We start from the raw sequence: 17,825 nt of genomic DNA, 5'->3' as shown, positions 1-17,825 counted from the left end.
ATTAATTATAGAAATAAGATATTGATTTACAAACGATTACTAGGTTTTAGTTTTAAACAGTTAAGTTTTAAAATTAGATTTTTATACGAAAACAGATAAAAATCCACACATTGATTCAGTTGAAAATTAGAAATGAATTAAGAGTATAAAAATTACATGAAACCTTGTAATACAGATATTTAATGGTGTTTTTAGAGTATGTAAAAGACTATAGCAATATTTTATGATTTTTAATTGTGGAAAACTCATTTCCACCTCGGTCTGTGTCCTCACAGACCGAAACCACCATATCCATAATTAACCACCAAATTTTTTACCTTTAATTATGGATATGTTCAAATCACAAAGAAATTCCATCATGCTTCTCAATGAAGTTTACTTTTGGACAGCAACTATAAATGACTGGAAACATCTCTTAGCCAACGATGAATTTAAAAACATCATTATCAACAGTTTAGAAGAATTAGTTTCAAGAGAGAAAATCATTGTTTATGCATTTGCCATTATGCCTAATCACATTCATATCATTTGGAAGATGAAAGCCTTAAATGGAAAAGAAATGCCTTATGCCAGTTTCAATAAATTCACTGCTCATCAATTTCAGAAACTCCTCCAACAAAATCAATCTGATTTTCTGAATCAATTTAAAGTTGATGAACTAGAAAGAAAATATCGCTTTTGGCAAAGAGATGCCTTAGCTATACTAATGGATTCACGAGAAAAAGTGTTTCAAAAAATAGAATACATTCACAATAATCCAGTACAAGAAAAGTGGAATTTAGCGAAGGAGTCAGCAGATTATAAATGGTCTTCTGCAAAATTTTATGAAACAGAGATTGATGATTTTAATTTTTTAACTCATATTTCAGAAGCGCTCTAGGTTTCGTTCTGTGGGGACACAGACCGAGGTAAAAAAACCAAACAAAAGGCATTATTTCTCTTATTAATCTCTAAACCAAAATAAATCCCTTCTCAAACTTCAATTATAATTATATATTTGCGCCATCAATAAGGGGTGCCTTGTTTGTGTTATACGGAAATTTGATGCTAGCTCATTTATCCTCACAAATACAAAAACAGGCTGAGAACATACCCAATTTGAAAGTTATAAGTTATACGTAATAAGTTAAAAACTTAAACCCTATCACTTAAAACTTTTAGATACACCTGATCCGGATAATGCCGGCGTAGGGACTAGGTATAAGTTAAAATTTTACGAAGGTGGTAACCCCTATCGCCCGGTTGTTTAACTTTTAAAAAAATCAAATTGAAAAAATTTATTCTATCAGCAATGCTTGCTGTAGTTTGTCCATTATTTTTATTGGCGCAATACAAACTGCAAGGAAAGGTTATGGATGCAAATAGCAACCAACCTTTAATGGGCGCAACTTTAAATCTAAAGTCAGTTGGCATAACCCAATCAAATTCTTTTGGAGATTATCAATTCAATAAAATCAAAGGAGGAAATTACATTTTAACAGTGAGTTTTGTGGGTTATAAAACCCAAGAATTAAGCTTAGTCATTAGTAATAATCAAGAGCTTAATATCAATTTAAAAAGAAGCGAATTTCTTACCGATGAAGTTATTGTAAACGCAACGAGAGCCGCAAATAACTCGGCCACTACATTTAAAAACCTGAACAAATCGGACTTAGAAAAAAACAATTTCGGTCAGGATTTACCCTATTTATTAGACCAAACACCCAATGTGGTTACATTTTCTGACGCGGGAGCTGGTGTTGGCTACACAAGTATTAGAATTAGAGGTTCTGATGCAAGCAGAATAAATGTGACCGTTAACGGAATTCCTTATAATGATGCGGAAAGCCAGGGTTCTTATTTTTTGGATTTACCTGATTTTGCTTCTTCAGTTGATAATATTCAAATACAACGTGGAGTAGGAACATCAACAAATGGAGCAGGAGCTTTTGGTGGAAGTATAAACGTACAAACCAATACTTTAAATGAAAAAGCCTACGCCGAAATAAACACATCTGGTGGGTCATATAATACTTTAAAAAACACCGTAAACTTGGGTTCAGGGTTAATAAATGGGAAATTCAGTTTTGACGGACGTTTATCAAGAATTATATCAGATGGTTATATGGACAGGGCTTCATCAGATTTAAAGTCTTATTTTTTATCAGGAGCATATTACGGCAAAACAAGCTTATTGCGTTTTAATGTTTTCTCTGGAAAAGAAAAAACTTATCAGGCTTGGAACGGAATTCCTGAAAGTAAATTAACTACAGATCGTAGGTTTAATGAGTTTACTTATGATGACCAAACCGATAATTATCAACAAGATCATTACCAATTATTATATTCTAAAAGCATCAATAACCAACTTTCTTTTAATGGAGCTTTGCATTATACAAGAGGAAGCGGTTATTATGAAGAATTCAAGGAAGATCAAACGCTTTACGATTATAAGATTAACAATGTAATTATCGGCAGTGAAACCATTTCTAATTCTGATTTAATCAGGAGGCGTTGGTTAGCGAATGATTTTTACGGATTAACTTATTCATTACGCTATCAACCAACGTCAAAATTTGATTTTACTTTAGGAGGAGCCTATAATGAATACGACGGTAATCATTACGGCGAGGTAATTTGGGCTCAATTCGCATCGGACAGTAAAATTAGACAACGTTATTATTTTGATAATGGCTTTAAAACCGATTTTAATATTTTCGGGAAAGCAACCGTTCAGTTAGATAAAGTTTCTCTTTTTGGCGATTTACAGTACCGCAATGTTGGTTATGACTTTTTAGGCTTTGATAGGAATAAAAATAATGTTGCGCAAAATGCGACTTTAAATTTCTTCAATCCTAAAGTTGGATTAACGTACCAAATAAATCCCGAAAGTAATTTTTATGCTTCGTTTGCTGTAGCGAATAAAGAGCCAAACCGAGATGATTATACAGAATCAACTCCAGATAGTCGCCCAAGACCAGAACATTTAAACGATGTTGAAGCTGGTTATAGAATTAAAAAACCAAGCTTTAATATTGGGGCAAATATTTATTCCATGTTTTATAAGGACCAATTGGTTTTAACGGGACAAATAAATGATGTTGGTTCTTACGTTCGGTCTAATGTTGAGGATAGCTATAGAAACGGGGTAGAATTGGATGCGACTTTTGCGGTTTTGCCAAAGCTAAGTTGGGGCGCAACAGCTGCTTTTAGTCAAAACAAAGTGAAAAACTTTGAAGAGTTTATCGATGATTATGATAACGGAGGTCAGGTTAAAAACACTTACACCAAAACCGATTTAGCTTTTTCGCCAAACTTTGTAGGCAGCAGTACTTTATCTTTTAAACCAACAAATGCATCAGAGATAGCTTTTATCAGCAAATATGTTGGAAAACAATTTTTAGATAACACCTCAAATAATAGCAGAAAGCTAGATGCTTTTTTTGTGAACAACCTCCGTTTAAGTTATGATTTTAAACTTAAGAATGTAAAAAGCATTGGTGTTGGTTTATTGGTTAATAATGTTTTTAACGAGCTTTATGAAAGCAATGGATACACATTTAGTTATATCGCTGGAGGCTTAACAACAGAAAATTATTATTTCCCACAAGCAGAGACTAGTTTTTTATTGTCTTTAAACGTGAAGTTTTAGTTGATTTTTACCATTAAGGCATTGAGAAAAATTAAGGTTTTTGGTAACAACACGTCTAATGTCCCTTAACTCCTTAGTGGTTATTCAAAATTTTTAAAAGGGCTTATAATTTAACAAATCATAAGCCCTTTTTATCTCGTGTTAATTTTAATAAACCCTACAAAGCAAACCTTTTAAATACTCCCCTTCTGGAAAAGAAATCCTAACGGGATGATCAGCAGGTTGATGAAATTGATGGATGATTTGAACTTCTTTACCAGCATCTAATGCGGCCCAAGCAATAATTTGCTTAAAGGTTTCCATATCTACAGCTCCCGAACAACTAAAAGTTGCTAATAATCCACCACTTTCTAAAATCTGCATTCCTAAACGGTTTAAATCTTTATACGCTCTCGCCGCTCGGTCTAGAGCAGATCTTGAAGGAGCGTATTTTGGTGGATCTAAAATCACCACATCAAATTTTTGATTTTCTTCTTTAAACAAACGAAGCTGTTTATTTACATCGCTTTGAATTGGAGTAACCTTAAATGGATCGAAGCCATTTAGAGCAACATTTTTTCTAAAAGTTTCTATGGCTAAAGCCGAGCTATCCACAGCAACAACTTCTTTTGCATCATTTGCTAAAGCATTTAAAGTAAAACCTCCGCTGTAACAAAAGCAGTCTAAAACAGATTTATCTTTTACAAAGCCAGCCAAAAGTTTACGGTTTTCTCTTTGATCACAGTAAAAACCAGATTTTTGTCCCTCAACAATATTGATGTGATATTTAATTTCATTTTCTATTACTTCTACAAAATCAGGAGGAAGCTCTCCCCAAAGTAAACCTTCTGTTGCTGGTAAATCATCATGAGCCCTTGCAGTTGCATCTCCCTTATCAAAAATTCCTTTTGCGCCAGTTAGTTTTTGCAGCTCATCAATAATTACGGCCTTCATATTTTCAACTCCACTCGTTAAAATTTGAACGGCTAAATAATCGCCATATTTATCGACGATTAAGCCAGGTAAATAATCAGATTCGCTAAAAATCAAACGGCAAGTGTTATTATCGCTAGTTAAAATATCTTTTCTTGCCTCAACTGCTTTCTTAATTTTTTTACGCCACCAATCTTCGTTAGGGATTTCCGCTTCATCAAAACTTAACAACCTTACCGCAACTCTAGAAGCATCATTAAAATAACCATAGGCCAAAAACTCTTGTTTCTGCGAAAGCACTTTTACTAATTCTCCGTTTTTTGGTTTTTCTTTTATCGCTTGCAATGCACCAGAAAAAACCCATGGATGTTGGTGTAAAACCGCTTTTTCTTTGCCTTTATTTAATAATACAGAAATCATAAGGGCAAAGGTAAATAAACTGTGGGCAGATTTAATTTTTACATAACGTTTATGTACTGTTAAAATAATATTAAGTGATTAAATTTGGATTATTTAATAATGATATGAAGAAGTTACTCGCCTTTTTATTTATACTATTTTCTGCTATAGTTTTTACAAATGCACAAACGCCCACATACAATCCTGAGGCTAACAAAATATTATTATCCAACGGTTGGTCTTTAAGTCCGGCAGGGAATTTTTTGCAGTTAGGAGATTTACCTTTAAACATTCAATTATCTCATAACCATCAGTTTTTGGCGGTTACCAATAACGGACAAAGCACCCAAAGCATCCAATTGATTGATGCTAAATCTAATAGAATTTTGGATGAAAAGTCTTTAAAAACAGCCTGGTATGGATTACAGTTTAGCGCAAACGATAAAAAAATTTACGTAAGCGGAGGAAATGAGAACATTATTCTAGTTTATCCGATAAAAAAAAAAATTGGCGATGCCGATACGATAAGACTTGGGAAAAAATGGCCTAATAAAATAAGCCCAACAGGGATAGCTGTAGATGATAAGCAAGGCATTTTGTATACTGTTACTAAAGAGAATAACAGTCTGTATGTTGTCGATTTAAAAATTAATAAAATCATCAAACAATATCCTTTGAGCGCAGAGTCTTATTCATGTGTGCTTTCACCCGATAAAAAGATGCTCATTATTTCTTTATGGGGAGGAAATAAGATTGCATTTTATGATGTTGCGCAGCAAAAAATAACGGATAGCATTGCTGTAGAAAATAATCCAAATGAAATTATTCTCAATAAAAAAGGGAGTATTTTATATGTTGCAAACGCTGGAAATAATTCTGTTTCGGTAATTAATACGGAGACTAAAAAAGTAATGGAAGTAATTTCTGCATCGCTTTATCCTACAAATTTAACAGGTTCTACAACTAATGGCTTGGCTTTATCTCAAGATGAGAAAACTTTATACATTGCCAATGCAGATAATAATTGTTTAGCTGTTTTTGATGTCAGTAATCCTTTTAATAGTGTGAGCAAAGGCTTTATCCCAACGGGTTGGTACCCAACTTCGGTTAAAAGTTATGGTGATAAAATTTGGGTTACAAACGGAAAAGGATTTACGAGTTTACCCAATCCTAATGGGCCACAACCCATCAGCAAAAATGATGATAGCGGCTATCAAAAAAGCCCGACAGAAAAAAAAGAGGTTCAGTATATTGGAGGATTATTTAAAGGAACTTTATCAATTATTAAAGAACCAAATGCAGAGCAATTGACAAAATATAGTCAACAAGTTTTCGACAATTCTCCATTTAATAAAGTTGGCATAAGTGCATCTATTAATAACCCTATTCCATTAAAGGTAGGAGATAGTAGCCCAATAAAACATGTTTTTTACATCATCAAAGAAAACAGAACTTATGACCAAGTTTTTGGTGATATAAATAAGGGGAATGGAGATAACAGCCTTTGTCTTTTTCCAGAAAAAGTTACCCCAAATATTCATGCTTTAGCTAATGAATTTGTATTGCTTGATAATTTTTATGTGGATGCGGAAGTAAGTGCAGATGGACATAATTGGAGCATGGCTGCTTATGCAAATGATTACGTTGAAAAAACCTGGCCAATAAGTTACGGCGGCAGGGGCGGAACTTATGATTATGAAGGATCTCGTAAAATTGCATATCCAAAAGATGGTTTTATTTGGGATTATTGTAGAAGAGCTGGAGTTAGCTATCGTACTTATGGAGAGTTTTCTGACGGGAAAACGGCAAATATTAAAGCGCTAGAAAACCATTTTTGTCCCGATTATGCCGGTTTTGATTTAAGCATTAAAGATACTGCCCGTTTTTATGTTTGGCAAAAAGATTTTGACCGTTTACTTAGCGAGGATAAAGTGCCTCAATTTAACACCTTACGTTTTGGAAACGATCACACAAGCGGACAAAAAAAGGGTAAAATCTCACCTACCGCTGCGGTTGCAGATAATGATTTAGCAGTGGGAATGTTTATAGATCACCTTTCGCACAGTAAAATTTGGAAAGAATCAGTAGTTTTTATTTTAGAAGATGATGCCCAAAACGGTCCAGATCATATAGATGCACACCGCTCGCCAATTTTAGTAATTAGTCCTTACACCAAACGGGGTGAGTTAATCCATACCATGTATTCTACCAGTGGTGCATTGCGTACTATGGAATTGATTTTAAGTTTGCCGCCCATGAGCCAATATGATGCTGCTGCAAAACCATTTTACGATTGTTTTACCGATAAGCCAAACTTTAAACCTTACCAATTCATCAAATCAAACATAGACTTAAACGAAATAAACGTTGCCGTAAATGGAAGCTCTAAAAAATCCGAATCGTTTAATTTAGCAAATGAAGATAAAATCCCTGATTTAGAGCTAAATGAGGTGGTTTGGAAATCTATTAAAGGTGAAAATTCTGTTATGCCGGCACCACGTAGGAGCGCATTTGTAGTTGCGGAGAAGAAAAAGAAAGATGATGATTAAGGAATAGACTAATTACAAAGGTTCTAATTAGAAAAAAAGTCTCAATTTGTAAAATAGTTAAGAAGGAATGAACGAATTTAAAGTTTCCTAATCTGCTAAAATAGAAAGGATATTACCATCCGGATCTTTAAACCAGGCAATATTTGGTCCTTTTCCTTTTTCTGATCTTGAGATTCCTTTTGCATCAGTTTCAATATATTTCCCAGTATAGGTCTCAAATACAATTCCTTTACTAATAAGCTCATCAACGGTTTTATCAATGTCATTTACTTTAAAATTTAATACAGTAAATGTTGCAGGAGAGTGATTAGGTTTTGGATAGAGTATGACAGGATTGTTATTTTCTAAATGGAGTTCTAGCAAACCCATTTCATTTTCTTTTACGTCTAAACCTAAAACATCAGCGTAAAAATCTTTGGCTTTTTTTAAATCTTTAACCGAAAAACTATTAAAAGCATAGATGTTTTTTAACATAGGATAATATTTAAATATTATAAATAGAGGTAATGAAAAAATATAAGTTTTGAGCCCAAAAAAGCATTTTAGTAATTACTAGGTAAACCCCAGATTTAACTTCTTCTAAAATTTGAAACATTGTTTTAAGTCTTTATTAATGAGACATTAAAAACTATGCCGAAACTAGAATAAATTATTATTTCATTTGGGCGCCATCGCCATATTTAAAAAAAGCATTAATGGTGACAGGTAACTTTCCAGTCGCTTTTAGTGATCCCAAAATTACTTTAGCCGCAGATTTTTCCATCTCTTTAGAATTTTGATAACCTATTAAAACGGATTTACTGTTTTCTAATCCGGGTAAACCAGCAACTGTATAAGGATTTGCAAAAACAACGCTGATGCAATTTTTTCTGGCTAGATCTGCTATAAAAAGCTTCAAATCTGTTGAATAATCTAATTCACTAGTTGGGCGTTTTCTGGTATCATAAATTGCTAAAACCACCTGATCAAAATTTTGTAATTCTGCTTTAACGGCTACCATTTCTTTTATAGAAATATCTTTAGGAATAATAAAAAGTTGATTCTTAGGGTTTGATTTTTTTATCATCTCTCCAAATACCGTTGGCAAATTTTCTCCAACACTTAAAATGGCGGTTTTTCTTACGAAATCATTTCTAATTGGTAATTGATCCGCACCTTTTACCACAGTAATTGCAGCATCGGTTAATTTTTGTATCAGTTGATAAGATTCTGGGCGGTTTAAATCCGGAACTAAGTTCTCTGTTCTTACAGAATCCACCCTGTTTAAGCCCATCCAATATTTAGCGGCTAAGATTTTCTTGACTTTTTCGTCTATATTAATCCATGATAATCTCTTTTGTCTGATAGATTTTCTTATCAATTTTATAGACCTACCTGTATTTTCAGAAAGTTCAATTACATCCATTCCCGCAATTAAAGCCCTTACATCAGCCTCTCCGTTAGGGAAATATTTTATAACCCCTTTCATTTCCATAGCATCAGAAAAAACCAAACCTTTAAAGCCTAATTTTTCTTTTAAGATGTCGGTAACTATCGGTTTAGAAAGCGTTGAGGGCAAATTTGGTGTTGCATCTAAAGCAGGAATGTTCATGTGTGCTATCATAACGCCAATTAAATCCTCGGTGAAAGCCTGTTTAAAAGGATACATTTCTAAAGAATCTAAACGGCCTGTGGTAAAATTAAGTTGGGGTAAATCAAAATGAGAATCTACATCTGTATCACCATGACCAGGGAAATGTTTTGTAGTGGTGAATAAACCACTTTCTTGCATTCCTTTCATGTAGGCAATTCCTTTCTGCGCAACATTATATTTATTCTCGCCAAAAGAGCGATAATTAATTACAGGGTTTCTTGGGTTATTATTAACATCTATAACCGGAGCAAAATTAATTTGCATGCCCAAGCGCTTAAAGTCTTTTGCAACCTCCTGCCCCATTTTGTAAATCAATCCATTATCCTGAATTGCTCCTAAAGTCATTTGATAAGGATAAGCAACTGTGCTGTCCAAACGCATTCCCAATCCCCACTCGCCATCCATGGCAATCATTAAAGGAATTTTAGAATTGGCTTGATATTGATTAACGATAGGCGCCATTCTATTTGGTCCGCCTTGAAAAAAAACGACTCCTCCCAAATGCTCTTTTTTGATAACCAAACCAACAGAGTCTGCATATTTTTTACCAAGATTACTATGTGCCCTCACCATAAATAATTGGGCAACTTTTTCATTTCTGGTCATTTTTTTAAACACAGAATCAACCCATCTATTTGGATTATTTATGGTTTGCACAAAAGGGACAAAGGTTTGAGCTTTAGAAATCGCAGAAAAAGTGATTAAACTTATCGCTATAAAAAAAATTTTTTTCTTCATTAGAATTTAAAAATAACTTACTAAATCTTTCATATAGTAAGTGATAAAAATGATGGTTACTATGAAAGAGATACCCAAGCTAATGGATATACTGTAAGACCATGCTAATAGTTTTTGTTCTATCTTTTTTTTAATTGAATAGTAAATTAAAACGCTTAATAAAGTATTCCCAAATAAATAAACCAAAAGGAATAAAAGTAAATAAATCATTTTGCTAAAAATTATTATTTAAAGAAAGCTTAAAAATAGATGGATAGTTTTAAAAAACCTTTAAAATATTTCTTTTAGACATTTAAATCTTTTAGCATTTGGCATAATTGTTATCTATATGAATGACACAAAAACAAATAAACATGAAAAAATTATTTATAACTGCTTTAGCAATAGGTTTTGTAACATTTGCAAAAGCCCAGGAAAAATCAATTTTACCATCTTTCGGAATTAAAGGAGGATTAAATTTTGCTAATATTATTGAAACAGATAATTCTAACTTTCAAACAGAATACAATACTGGCTTTAATGCGGGAGTATTTGTTAATGTTCCAATTATTGGGGGTTTATCTTTTCAGCCTGAATTATTATTTTCTCAAAAAGGATATAAATCTAGCAGAACAGGAATTTTAGGAGATGGCACATTTAAACAAATTACCAATTGGATAGAAGTTCCAATTTTGGCTAAAATTTCTACAACATCTGGATTTAATATTGTTTTAGGTCCTCAGATTTCATTCTTAACTAAAACAACAAATAAATATGAAGGTACATTTAGTTCTGCACAACAGACTAAATATGAGGATGATGCCGATAAGTTTAAGAAAAGTATTTTAGGAGGAGTTGTAGGAGTAGGATTTGATTTAACACCAAGATTGAGTCTGAATGGAAGGTATGCTTTGGATTTCCAGAAGAACAATGAAAACGGAACAACTGAAACACCAGAATACAAAAATCAGGTTTGGCAAGCTGGTTTAGCGGTTAAGTTTTAAAATTTAAAAATTACGATTGAATCGGCTTTTCTAAATGGAAGGCCGATTTTTTTTGGAGTTTTTCATTAGCATCTTTATGGAAATATAAATAGATAATGGCAAAAGCATTTACTAATGCAATGGAATAAAAGACATAAGGCGTTCTGCCGATGATATCCCTAACAAACCAACCAGAAAAGAAAGCTCCTAAACCAATTCCCGCCTCTAAAGCGATGTACATCGTTGCAACAGATAAGCCCCGTTTATCATCATCACTTAAATCAATTGTCCAGGCAGAAATAGCCGGAGAAAGCATTCCGGTTGCAAGACCATATAATACAGCGCCACTTAAAAACCCAGCAACGGTTTGCCAAATCCCTAACCAAAGTAAAGCAAGACTTAAGAAAATTAAAGAAAATTTTAGCACAGGCTTTCTTCCGTTTCTATCAGAAATTTTACCTCCAATAAAACGCATCATTAAAGAAGCAATGGTAAATACCATAAAGAATATTCCTTTATTTGTAAAACCTATGTTTGTTGTCCAATCTGGGATAACAGTTATAATTGCACCATAGCTCACATAACTAAATAACGTAACCCAAAAAACCGGTAGTGCTTGTTTATTAATCCACTCGCCTTTTTTCATTTTAAATAGGCTAAGATTGAATTTTTGCTTTGCCGGCAAAGTTTCTTTCATATTAAAAATGATGAGAATAGAAAGTAGCGCAAATGCAGATGAAGTATAAAATAAAACGTTTATAGAAAAATATTGGGTAATTGCACTGCCAATTGCTGGGCCAATTGCCATTCCGGTACTAAAAAATAATCCGTGAATGCCCATTGCTTCTCCCCATTTGCCAGCCGGAACTGTATCTGCAACATAAGCGGCCGTTGCTGTAGGTTTAAAGCCGGTTGAAAATCCATGTATCAATCTCAAAAACAGAAATCCTGCAATACTGGTTAATATTGGATATAGAAAACCACAAACAAAGCATACTAAAGAACCTACTGCCATTACCGGAACTCGGCCAACTTTATCCGTAAGCTTACCACTAAACGGACGAGAAATCCCTGCTGTTAACGTAAATAAAGCGATGATTAATCCTTTATATTCTGCACCTCCTAAACTGGTTAAATATGCCGGCAGTTCTGGAATTAGCATATTAAAGCTTGCAGAAAATAAAAACGAACTGAAACAGACTAATAAAAAAGGTAAAGAATAAATACTGGTTTTTAACGACGTCATTTGCCGCAAAAATAGCTTTTTAAGAAGAATTGTTTTGTAATAAAAAGCCCGATACAAAATGAATTATATCGGGCTTTGATAAATTGTATTCAATCGAAAGAATGAGCGTTAACGATTGAAACGACATCCTTTTTGTCCGCCAGCTGGCAGACAAAAAGATATAGTGTAATCCGCCAGCTGCGGATAAAACGCCCCCATTTTTATAAAAAAATTATGCTGTTTTTATTTTTACAATCCCTAAAGGCAAAACAGTTTTACCATAAACCTCATTTAGTAAAGAACCCATTCCTGTATAAATTGCTGACGCTCCGCAGATAATTCCTTCATAACCAGCAATTGTTTTAATGGTTGCATTGCTTGTTGCATCGCCATAGGCTAACAGGAAAAAAAGTATAACCAGTGTGCCAAATACAACCTGTAGCGCTACACTAATTCTAAAAGTTCCGATAAAAAGGAAAAAGGTAAAAACACCCCACATCATTAAATAATAAGCCATTGCAGTTTCGCTAGCGGCAGCAACCCATCCTAATTTAGGCATTACCAATAAACCAACTAATGTTAGCCAAAAGAAACCATAAGAGATAAAAGCAGTAAAACCGAAGGAATTATTTTTTTTAGACTCCATAATGCCTGCAATAATTTGGGCAATACCGCCATAAAAAATTCCCATTCCAAAAATCATAGAGTTCATTTCGAAAACACCAGCGTTATGGATATTTAATAAAACGGTAGTCATGCCAAAACCTAATAGTCCTAGCGGAGCAGGGTTGGCGCTTCTGTCTTGCAGCGCATACTCATTTATATTCATTTTTAATAATTTAGGTTAAAGAAATCAATTATACCATTATTATCAGAAAAATAAAAGAGTTTTTTAATCATTTATACAAGACTTTTATTGCAAAATAATTAAAGCAAAAGTAAAAGATTTTAATTTTTAAAGAATGTTTGGATTTGAAAGTGAGAGAATTAAAACAATTCTTTTTTAATTTGATAGCTGAAGTAAAGCCTTAACATCTCAATAAAGATAAAGAAAGAAAAGAAAATTTGCTCTAGATTTTGTAAAGCTACATAATGGCTGATATATGAAATAAAACCTACAGAAAAGACCAAAAACATGATCCGTGGGAGAACTTGAAAGTAATAGATAATGATTCCGGCTTTTTTAGGAATTGCCAGAAAAATGGACGAGCATAATAAACTCAACCAAAGCAATAGGTATAGAAACCTGGAGAAAATCTCATTAATGGTGAATGATTCGCTTAAAAAAAAGGATTGAATTTGAACCGTTCCTTCTCCAAACATCAAAATGAAGGAAACTAAATCTAAAAAAGCAAAAACACGAAGTGCCCATTTCATTGTGCGAAGATAAACTATTTGCAGTTTTCTGCAATCAAAGTATTGGCCACATCAGAACCAATATATTTGATAAAATAAAGACTTTCGCAAGCGCCAGCTTTGTCTCCTTGTTTTATCATTTTCTTTGCGTCTTTTAATTTGTTGGCAATAAAAGAATCATCGAAACCTAATTCGGCTTTTAGCTGTAAAATTTCTGCTTCATTTTTATCACTTGCATTGCCTTGTTCTTTATTTCTGTAATAATTGGTAACCGCTTTTTCTAAAGCAGCCCTCGCCTGGTAAAGCGCTATAGATTTATTGATCTCATCACCTGATCTGGAATCGCAGCCATAATTTTTTAAAGAGAAATTTACAGGAATAATTAACCTCGAATTTTCATTATGATTTGCCGGCACTTCCCATTTATTATTGGTTAGTCTTATTAGGCGTAGCGCTTCTAAATCTAAATCGACCCCTAAACCTTTGTTTACTTTTGCACCAAAAACTTCTCCGTTTTTGTTTACCTGAAAGGAAACGTAGATGGTGCCTTGGATGCAGTTGTTTTTAGAAAAACCAGGATATATTGTTTTAGAGGTGATAAAATTATTTAAAGCATCTGCACCACCTTTAAAAGTGGGTTGGTCTGCCTGGAAAAAACTTAAATAACCAATTAGTAAAATTTTTATAAATGATACAATCATAATTGATTAACGTTTTTTAGAACGAATTGGTGTTATAAAAATTTACTTTTTAACTGAGGACTTGGAACCATACATTGATCTTTTTTACCAAACCATTTATACCTGTTTTTTGCAATGATATTATAGATACCATCACGTAAAAATGCAGGGAAAATATATCCTGTTTGTAACAATGGCCAAATCCCTGATAAATGTTTACTAATTTTTAAAGCTGCTATAGAACGGGTATAAATTTTATTGTTTTCTAAAAAGATAATGGTTTTTAAATCTTTAAACTCCAAGTGGTCTTTTAACAATTCTTTTGCCTCTTCAGATTGTAAAGAAGCAAATCGGAAATAATCATTTTTATCAGCAGCAATTACTTTTTGAACAAAGCCATTGCACAAATTACAAATGCCATCAAATAAAATAATCCCTTTGTTATTTGCCGCCATGTGATAAATATAGGTTATTTCACACTTTTCTTCGTGATTACAAAGTATCCTAATGTAAAAAATGTAGCTGCATAGCAAAGGCTAACCCACATTTCTTTTGTAATAATTTCTACTTCTTTCCCACTAATGGCAATTGCTTTAATTGGGAGTGCATAAGGAATGAGATAACTGTAATCCCATCTTAAAACGATCATTGAAACCACTAACAGCACAAAACCTAAACCCATTGGCTTCATAAAATCTGACCAAACAAGGCTTAGTAAAAATTGTACCGCAATAATACCTAATGAGGCGATGTATAATTTTAAATATATTTTATAAAGTGTTGTAAATATTTTGACCAAATCAGCATCCATCAAATGATAATCGGGTTTAAGTTTAGCCAATAGTAAGCCATAAGAGAATGATAAAATCACAAATAAAAGCAAACTGATAAAAACTAAAATGAGGGTATAAAAAGCTTTGCTGAAATAAACGGTGTTTTTAGGTACAGGTAAAGAGAACAGGCTTTTCCAGGTTTCGGCCTTATGTTCTAAATTATTTACAGTGTAAGTCATGAATATAAGGTACATAGGCAATATAAGACTACCCATAACCGCTAAAATCGCAAACAGATATTCTCCCCAAACCCGATCGCCACTTGGGTTTTTCATGGCCTTAATAATGGCTTCAGATTTAAGATAATAACCTAAAAAAACTATCGTACATAAAATAACGGGTAGTAGAATTGCTCCCCAAAAAGCTAAAGTGTTTTTTGATTTAAAAAACTCAGATTTTAATGATAAAAGAAAGTATTTCATACTAAACGGTTTGGGTAATGTCTAAAAACAGGGATTCAAGATCTTTCTTTTCTTTAAAAAGATTGTATACAGAAATGTCATTTTGGATTAAAAGCTTGTTGATAGCAGCGGCTTGTTCTGGGCTTTCATAAGGTATTCTTAATCGTTTATCATCCTTAAGCACCTCGTAATTAATGTTCAAAATGGTTGCAGCTTTTAGATTATCATCTGTATCAACGCATAAAGTACTTTTTGCCAACGATTGTAAATCTTCTATTTTACCCTCAAAACTTAAATTCCCTTGATATAAAATACCAACATGCGTTGCAATTCGCTCTATTTCTGCTAGTAAATGGCTAGAGATGAAAATGGTTTTTTGATGTTCTATAGAAAGTTTCTTTATTAAATTTCTTATTTCAATAATACCGTTAGGGTCTAAACCGTTAGTGGGCTCATCTAAAATTAGTAACTCTGGGTCTGATAATAATGCCAAACCAATTCCCAAACGTTGCTTCATTCCTAAAGAATATTTTCCAGCTTTCTTTTTTGCGGCATCGGTTAAGCCCACAATACTTAAAATATCATTGATGCGCTCATTATTAATCCCCAAAATAATTGCCCTTGCCTTTAAGTTATCAAAACCTGATAAATGGTGATAAAGTGCTGGTCCTTCTATCAATGAACCCACTTTTTTTAAAACATCTTCTCTGTTGGCTTTTATTTCTTTTCCGAATAAAAAAATATTGTTTTCGTGGTTTTGTAATAAGTTAAGCAAAAGCTTGATTGTGGTTGTTTTACCAGAACCATTTGGACCTAAAAAACCGTAAACACTGCCTTTAGGAACATTTAAGCTAATATTATTTAAAACTTTTTGCTGTCCAAAAGAAAAACTGAGGTTTTCTACTTTAATTATATCATCTGTAACCATAAGCTGTTTTTTATCAGACACTTTTCATTAATAGATGTTACTTGGCAAAGGATATTTTATGATTTTAAAGGTAAAGAAATCACTAAAAATGTGAATTAAAGCTTTTATAGGTTAGCAATTAATTCAAAAATAATGTTTTAGATTTTAGATAACCCCAGTAAGCCAAACAGTATAAGGACAATAAAAACTCCAAATAAAATATAACTAACAACAGATCTTATCAATTTTGAAAAGGATTTCAAGTTATTAAAAAACTGAAAATAGGTCCAAATTGTAAGAGAAATACCTAATAATAATATGAGTATACTATAAAAATCTTTGATGTTTTGATTTTCAATGAAGTAAGCAATTGGTGTAAGTAATAAAAGGGCAAAAATTCTTTGACCACCAATAAAAGAATTCAGAATTATATGTTGAAAATAGTTAAATCTTGCTTTTTTAAAGGCGATAAAAGATGCCAAAGACATGATAGGAATTAATAAAACATTAGTGTATGCATAGTGAATAGCAAACCATTTTATCGAGTTATAAAATATGTTGTCTTTATTAACTTTTTTAGATCCGATATTAATTCCTGTTAAAAAATCCTCTAAACTTGTTTGGTTATTAAAAAAATGAGCGAAAAGCGCATAAAATGTAGAAACTACAAATAAAAATGCTAGAGGTTTAAAATGCTTTACTCTTTTACCCTCTAAATATTCTCTAATCGAATTTCCTGGTCTTGTATAAAGTTCTTTAATAGTAAATAGAATTCCTTTATCTAGATGAATAACACCATGCTGAATTTCATGAGTGATGTATTTAAAATTTACATCATGCGTATCTGAAGACTGACCACAATTATTGCAGAAATTCCCTTGAATTGGTTATTGCAATTTTTACAAGTTGTGGTTTTCATAAGTAAATTACAGGTTTATAATTTTTAGTTAATAGTAACATAAAACATTAACTATTGTATTAATAAGGTTTTAATCTTTTTCACTTTTTTAACTTCCGAAAGTTTGATAAAAATGTTGTCAAGCTGAAATAGTTTACCTTTTATACTTTCTAAAAGCTTAGATTTTTAATAACAACATCCAATTGTCGGCCCTCTTTTAGTGCTTTTTTATCCAAGAGTAAACCCACTACAATTCCTATTCCCATACCAATAGGTAATCCAATTCCTAATAAACCCATATTATCCATTAAAAATCCGAAAGCTACACCAATAGGAAGCCCAAATGCAGTAAATCCAAACAGCATCCAAAGGGTTTGATAGTGGTTTTTAGGAACAATTTTGAGCTCTTTTTGTAAAAGCTTTAAAATTGCAGTTTGTCTTTTAAAAACTAATATTTTTAGGTCCTTTTCTATTAAAGGAGAAGTGTTAATAACAGTTATAGAATCGTTAATAAACTCAATAATATGAGCAGGAAGCTCCCTTTTTCTCAACTCGATCAATAAGTTTTCTAATTGAATGAAAGTTTGGTTTAGCTTTTCATCAATAATTGCATTTTGAGGATTTTTTACTTCGATAATAGTGTTCATGATTTTTATATGTTAAAAAATGCAGGGTCTTAATTAATTGAATAAATTTTTAGT

General features: G+C 32.6%; 16 protein-coding genes. 4 read left to right on the top strand and 12 right to left on the bottom strand.

What is annotated here, in order from left to right; genetic code table 11:
- Positions 1-331 precede the first annotated feature (331 nt).
- Complete coding sequence (locus tag A5893_RS11210; protein WP_232456846.1) at positions 332-880, top strand: transposase; 549 nt, start codon at positions 332-334, stop codon at positions 878-880.
- Positions 881-1,267: 387 nt separating this feature from the next.
- Positions 1,268-3,631 carry a TonB-dependent receptor gene (locus A5893_RS11205; RefSeq protein WP_317040591.1) on the top strand — a complete coding sequence of 788 codons (2,364 nt, stop codon included), beginning with the start codon at positions 1,268-1,270 and terminating at the stop codon, positions 3,629-3,631.
- 147 nt (positions 3,632-3,778) lie between these two features.
- On the opposite strand, the gene A5893_RS11200 is transcribed toward A5893_RS11205, so the two are convergent.
- Positions 3,779-4,963 (bottom strand): class I SAM-dependent rRNA methyltransferase, encoded by a 1,185-nt coding sequence (locus A5893_RS11200; protein WP_068822658.1) that lies wholly within the window; start codon positions 4,961-4,963, stop codon positions 3,779-3,781.
- 104 nt (positions 4,964-5,067) lie between these two features.
- Here A5893_RS11200 and A5893_RS11195 point away from each other — a divergent pair, with 104 nt between their 5' ends.
- Positions 5,068-7,491, top strand: coding sequence for a bifunctional YncE family protein/alkaline phosphatase family protein (locus tag A5893_RS11195; RefSeq protein ID WP_068822860.1), 2,424 nt, complete (start codon positions 5,068-5,070; stop codon positions 7,489-7,491).
- A gap of 87 nt (positions 7,492-7,578) precedes the next feature.
- Here A5893_RS11195 and A5893_RS11190 read toward each other — a convergent pair whose 3' ends face one another.
- Positions 7,579-7,965 (bottom strand): VOC family protein, encoded by a 387-nt coding sequence (locus A5893_RS11190; protein WP_068822657.1) that lies wholly within the window; start codon positions 7,963-7,965, stop codon positions 7,579-7,581.
- A 178-nt stretch (positions 7,966-8,143) separates the two neighbouring features.
- The gene (locus A5893_RS11185) at positions 8,144-9,862 is read right to left on the bottom strand and encodes a glycoside hydrolase family 3 protein (protein ID WP_198342312.1); all 1,719 of its coding nucleotides are present in this window, start codon (positions 9,860-9,862) and stop codon (positions 8,144-8,146) included.
- A gap of 353 nt (positions 9,863-10,215) precedes the next feature.
- On the opposite strand from A5893_RS11185, the gene A5893_RS11175 reads away from it, so the two are divergent.
- On the top strand, positions 10,216-10,845 hold the full coding sequence (locus A5893_RS11175; protein ID WP_068822859.1) for a porin family protein: 630 nt from the start codon (positions 10,216-10,218) through the stop codon (positions 10,843-10,845).
- 10 nt (positions 10,846-10,855) lie between these two features.
- Here A5893_RS11175 and A5893_RS11170 read toward each other — a convergent pair whose 3' ends face one another.
- The 9 genes from A5893_RS11170 to A5893_RS11130 form a co-directional block, all read right to left on the bottom strand.
- Entirely contained in the window at positions 10,856-12,070 is a 1,215-nt protein-coding gene (locus tag A5893_RS11170) for an MFS transporter (RefSeq protein WP_068822654.1), read from the bottom strand.
- Between the two features lie 211 nt (positions 12,071-12,281).
- The gene (locus tag A5893_RS11165) at positions 12,282-12,878 is read right to left on the bottom strand and encodes an acetate uptake transporter (RefSeq protein ID WP_068822653.1); all 597 of its coding nucleotides are present in this window, start codon (positions 12,876-12,878) and stop codon (positions 12,282-12,284) included.
- Between the two features lie 158 nt (positions 12,879-13,036).
- The gene (locus A5893_RS11160; protein ID WP_068822652.1) at positions 13,037-13,426 is read right to left on the bottom strand and encodes a hypothetical protein; all 390 of its coding nucleotides are present in this window, start codon (positions 13,424-13,426) and stop codon (positions 13,037-13,039) included.
- Between the two features lie 14 nt (positions 13,427-13,440).
- Positions 13,441-14,106 carry a TonB family protein gene (locus tag A5893_RS11155; protein ID WP_068822651.1) on the bottom strand — a complete coding sequence of 222 codons (666 nt, stop codon included), beginning with the start codon at positions 14,104-14,106 and terminating at the stop codon, positions 13,441-13,443.
- Between the two features lie 32 nt (positions 14,107-14,138).
- Complete coding sequence (locus A5893_RS11150) at positions 14,139-14,540, bottom strand: thiol-disulfide oxidoreductase DCC family protein (RefSeq protein ID WP_068822650.1); 402 nt, start codon at positions 14,538-14,540, stop codon at positions 14,139-14,141.
- Positions 14,541-14,554: 14 nt separating this feature from the next.
- Positions 14,555-15,340, bottom strand: coding sequence for an ABC transporter permease (locus A5893_RS11145; RefSeq protein WP_068822649.1), 786 nt, complete (start codon positions 15,338-15,340; stop codon positions 14,555-14,557).
- A gap of 1 nt (position 15,341) precedes the next feature.
- Positions 15,342-16,247 (bottom strand): ABC transporter ATP-binding protein, encoded by a 906-nt coding sequence (locus A5893_RS11140; RefSeq protein ID WP_068822858.1) that lies wholly within the window; start codon positions 16,245-16,247, stop codon positions 15,342-15,344.
- Between the two features lie 137 nt (positions 16,248-16,384).
- Complete coding sequence (locus tag A5893_RS18315) at positions 16,385-16,999, bottom strand: DUF3667 domain-containing protein (RefSeq protein WP_394330788.1); 615 nt, start codon at positions 16,997-16,999, stop codon at positions 16,385-16,387.
- Between the two features lie 295 nt (positions 17,000-17,294).
- Positions 17,295-17,771, bottom strand: a complete 477-nt coding sequence (locus A5893_RS11130; RefSeq protein WP_068822647.1) for a hypothetical protein — start codon at positions 17,769-17,771, stop codon at positions 17,295-17,297.
- Positions 17,772-17,825: the final 54 nt, after the last annotated feature.

It is taken from the genome of Pedobacter psychrophilus (genome assembly GCF_001652725.1).
GTDB lineage: Bacteria > Bacteroidota > Bacteroidia > Sphingobacteriales > Sphingobacteriaceae > Pseudopedobacter > Pseudopedobacter psychrophilus.
This window is presented reverse-complemented; position numbering and strand designations above follow the sequence as displayed.

Excerpts from the sequence above, each read along its gene's own strand:
- A5893_RS11160 (WP_068822652.1), bottom strand. The coding sequence starts at position 13,426 with ATGAAATGGGCACTTCGTGTTTTTGCTTTTTTAGATTTAGTTTCCTTC.
- A5893_RS11210 (WP_232456846.1), top strand. The coding sequence starts at position 332 with ATGTTCAAATCACAAAGAAATTCCATCATGCTTCTCAATGAAGTTTAC.
- A5893_RS11165 (WP_068822653.1), bottom strand. The coding sequence starts at position 12,878 with ATGAATATAAATGAGTATGCGCTGCAAGACAGAAGCGCCAACCCTGCT.
- A5893_RS11145 (WP_068822649.1), bottom strand. The coding sequence starts at position 15,340 with ATGAAATACTTTCTTTTATCATTAAAATCTGAGTTTTTTAAATCAAAA.
- A5893_RS11195 (WP_068822860.1), top strand. The coding sequence starts at position 5,068 with ATGAAGAAGTTACTCGCCTTTTTATTTATACTATTTTCTGCTATAGTT.
- A5893_RS11140 (WP_068822858.1), bottom strand. The coding sequence starts at position 16,247 with ATGGTTACAGATGATATAATTAAAGTAGAAAACCTCAGTTTTTCTTTT.
- A5893_RS11190 (WP_068822657.1), bottom strand. The coding sequence starts at position 7,965 with ATGTTAAAAAACATCTATGCTTTTAATAGTTTTTCGGTTAAAGATTTA.
- A5893_RS11150 (WP_068822650.1), bottom strand. The coding sequence starts at position 14,540 with ATGGCGGCAAATAACAAAGGGATTATTTTATTTGATGGCATTTGTAAT.
- A5893_RS11130 (WP_068822647.1), bottom strand. The coding sequence starts at position 17,771 with ATGAACACTATTATCGAAGTAAAAAATCCTCAAAATGCAATTATTGAT.
- A5893_RS11155 (WP_068822651.1), bottom strand. The coding sequence starts at position 14,106 with ATGATTGTATCATTTATAAAAATTTTACTAATTGGTTATTTAAGTTTT.
- A5893_RS11185 (WP_198342312.1), bottom strand. The coding sequence starts at position 9,862 with ATGAAGAAAAAAATTTTTTTTATAGCGATAAGTTTAATCACTTTTTCT.
- A5893_RS11175 (WP_068822859.1), top strand. The coding sequence starts at position 10,216 with ATGAAAAAATTATTTATAACTGCTTTAGCAATAGGTTTTGTAACATTT.
- A5893_RS11170 (WP_068822654.1), bottom strand. The coding sequence starts at position 12,070 with ATGACGTCGTTAAAAACCAGTATTTATTCTTTACCTTTTTTATTAGTC.
- A5893_RS11200 (WP_068822658.1), bottom strand. The coding sequence starts at position 4,963 with ATGATTTCTGTATTATTAAATAAAGGCAAAGAAAAAGCGGTTTTACAC.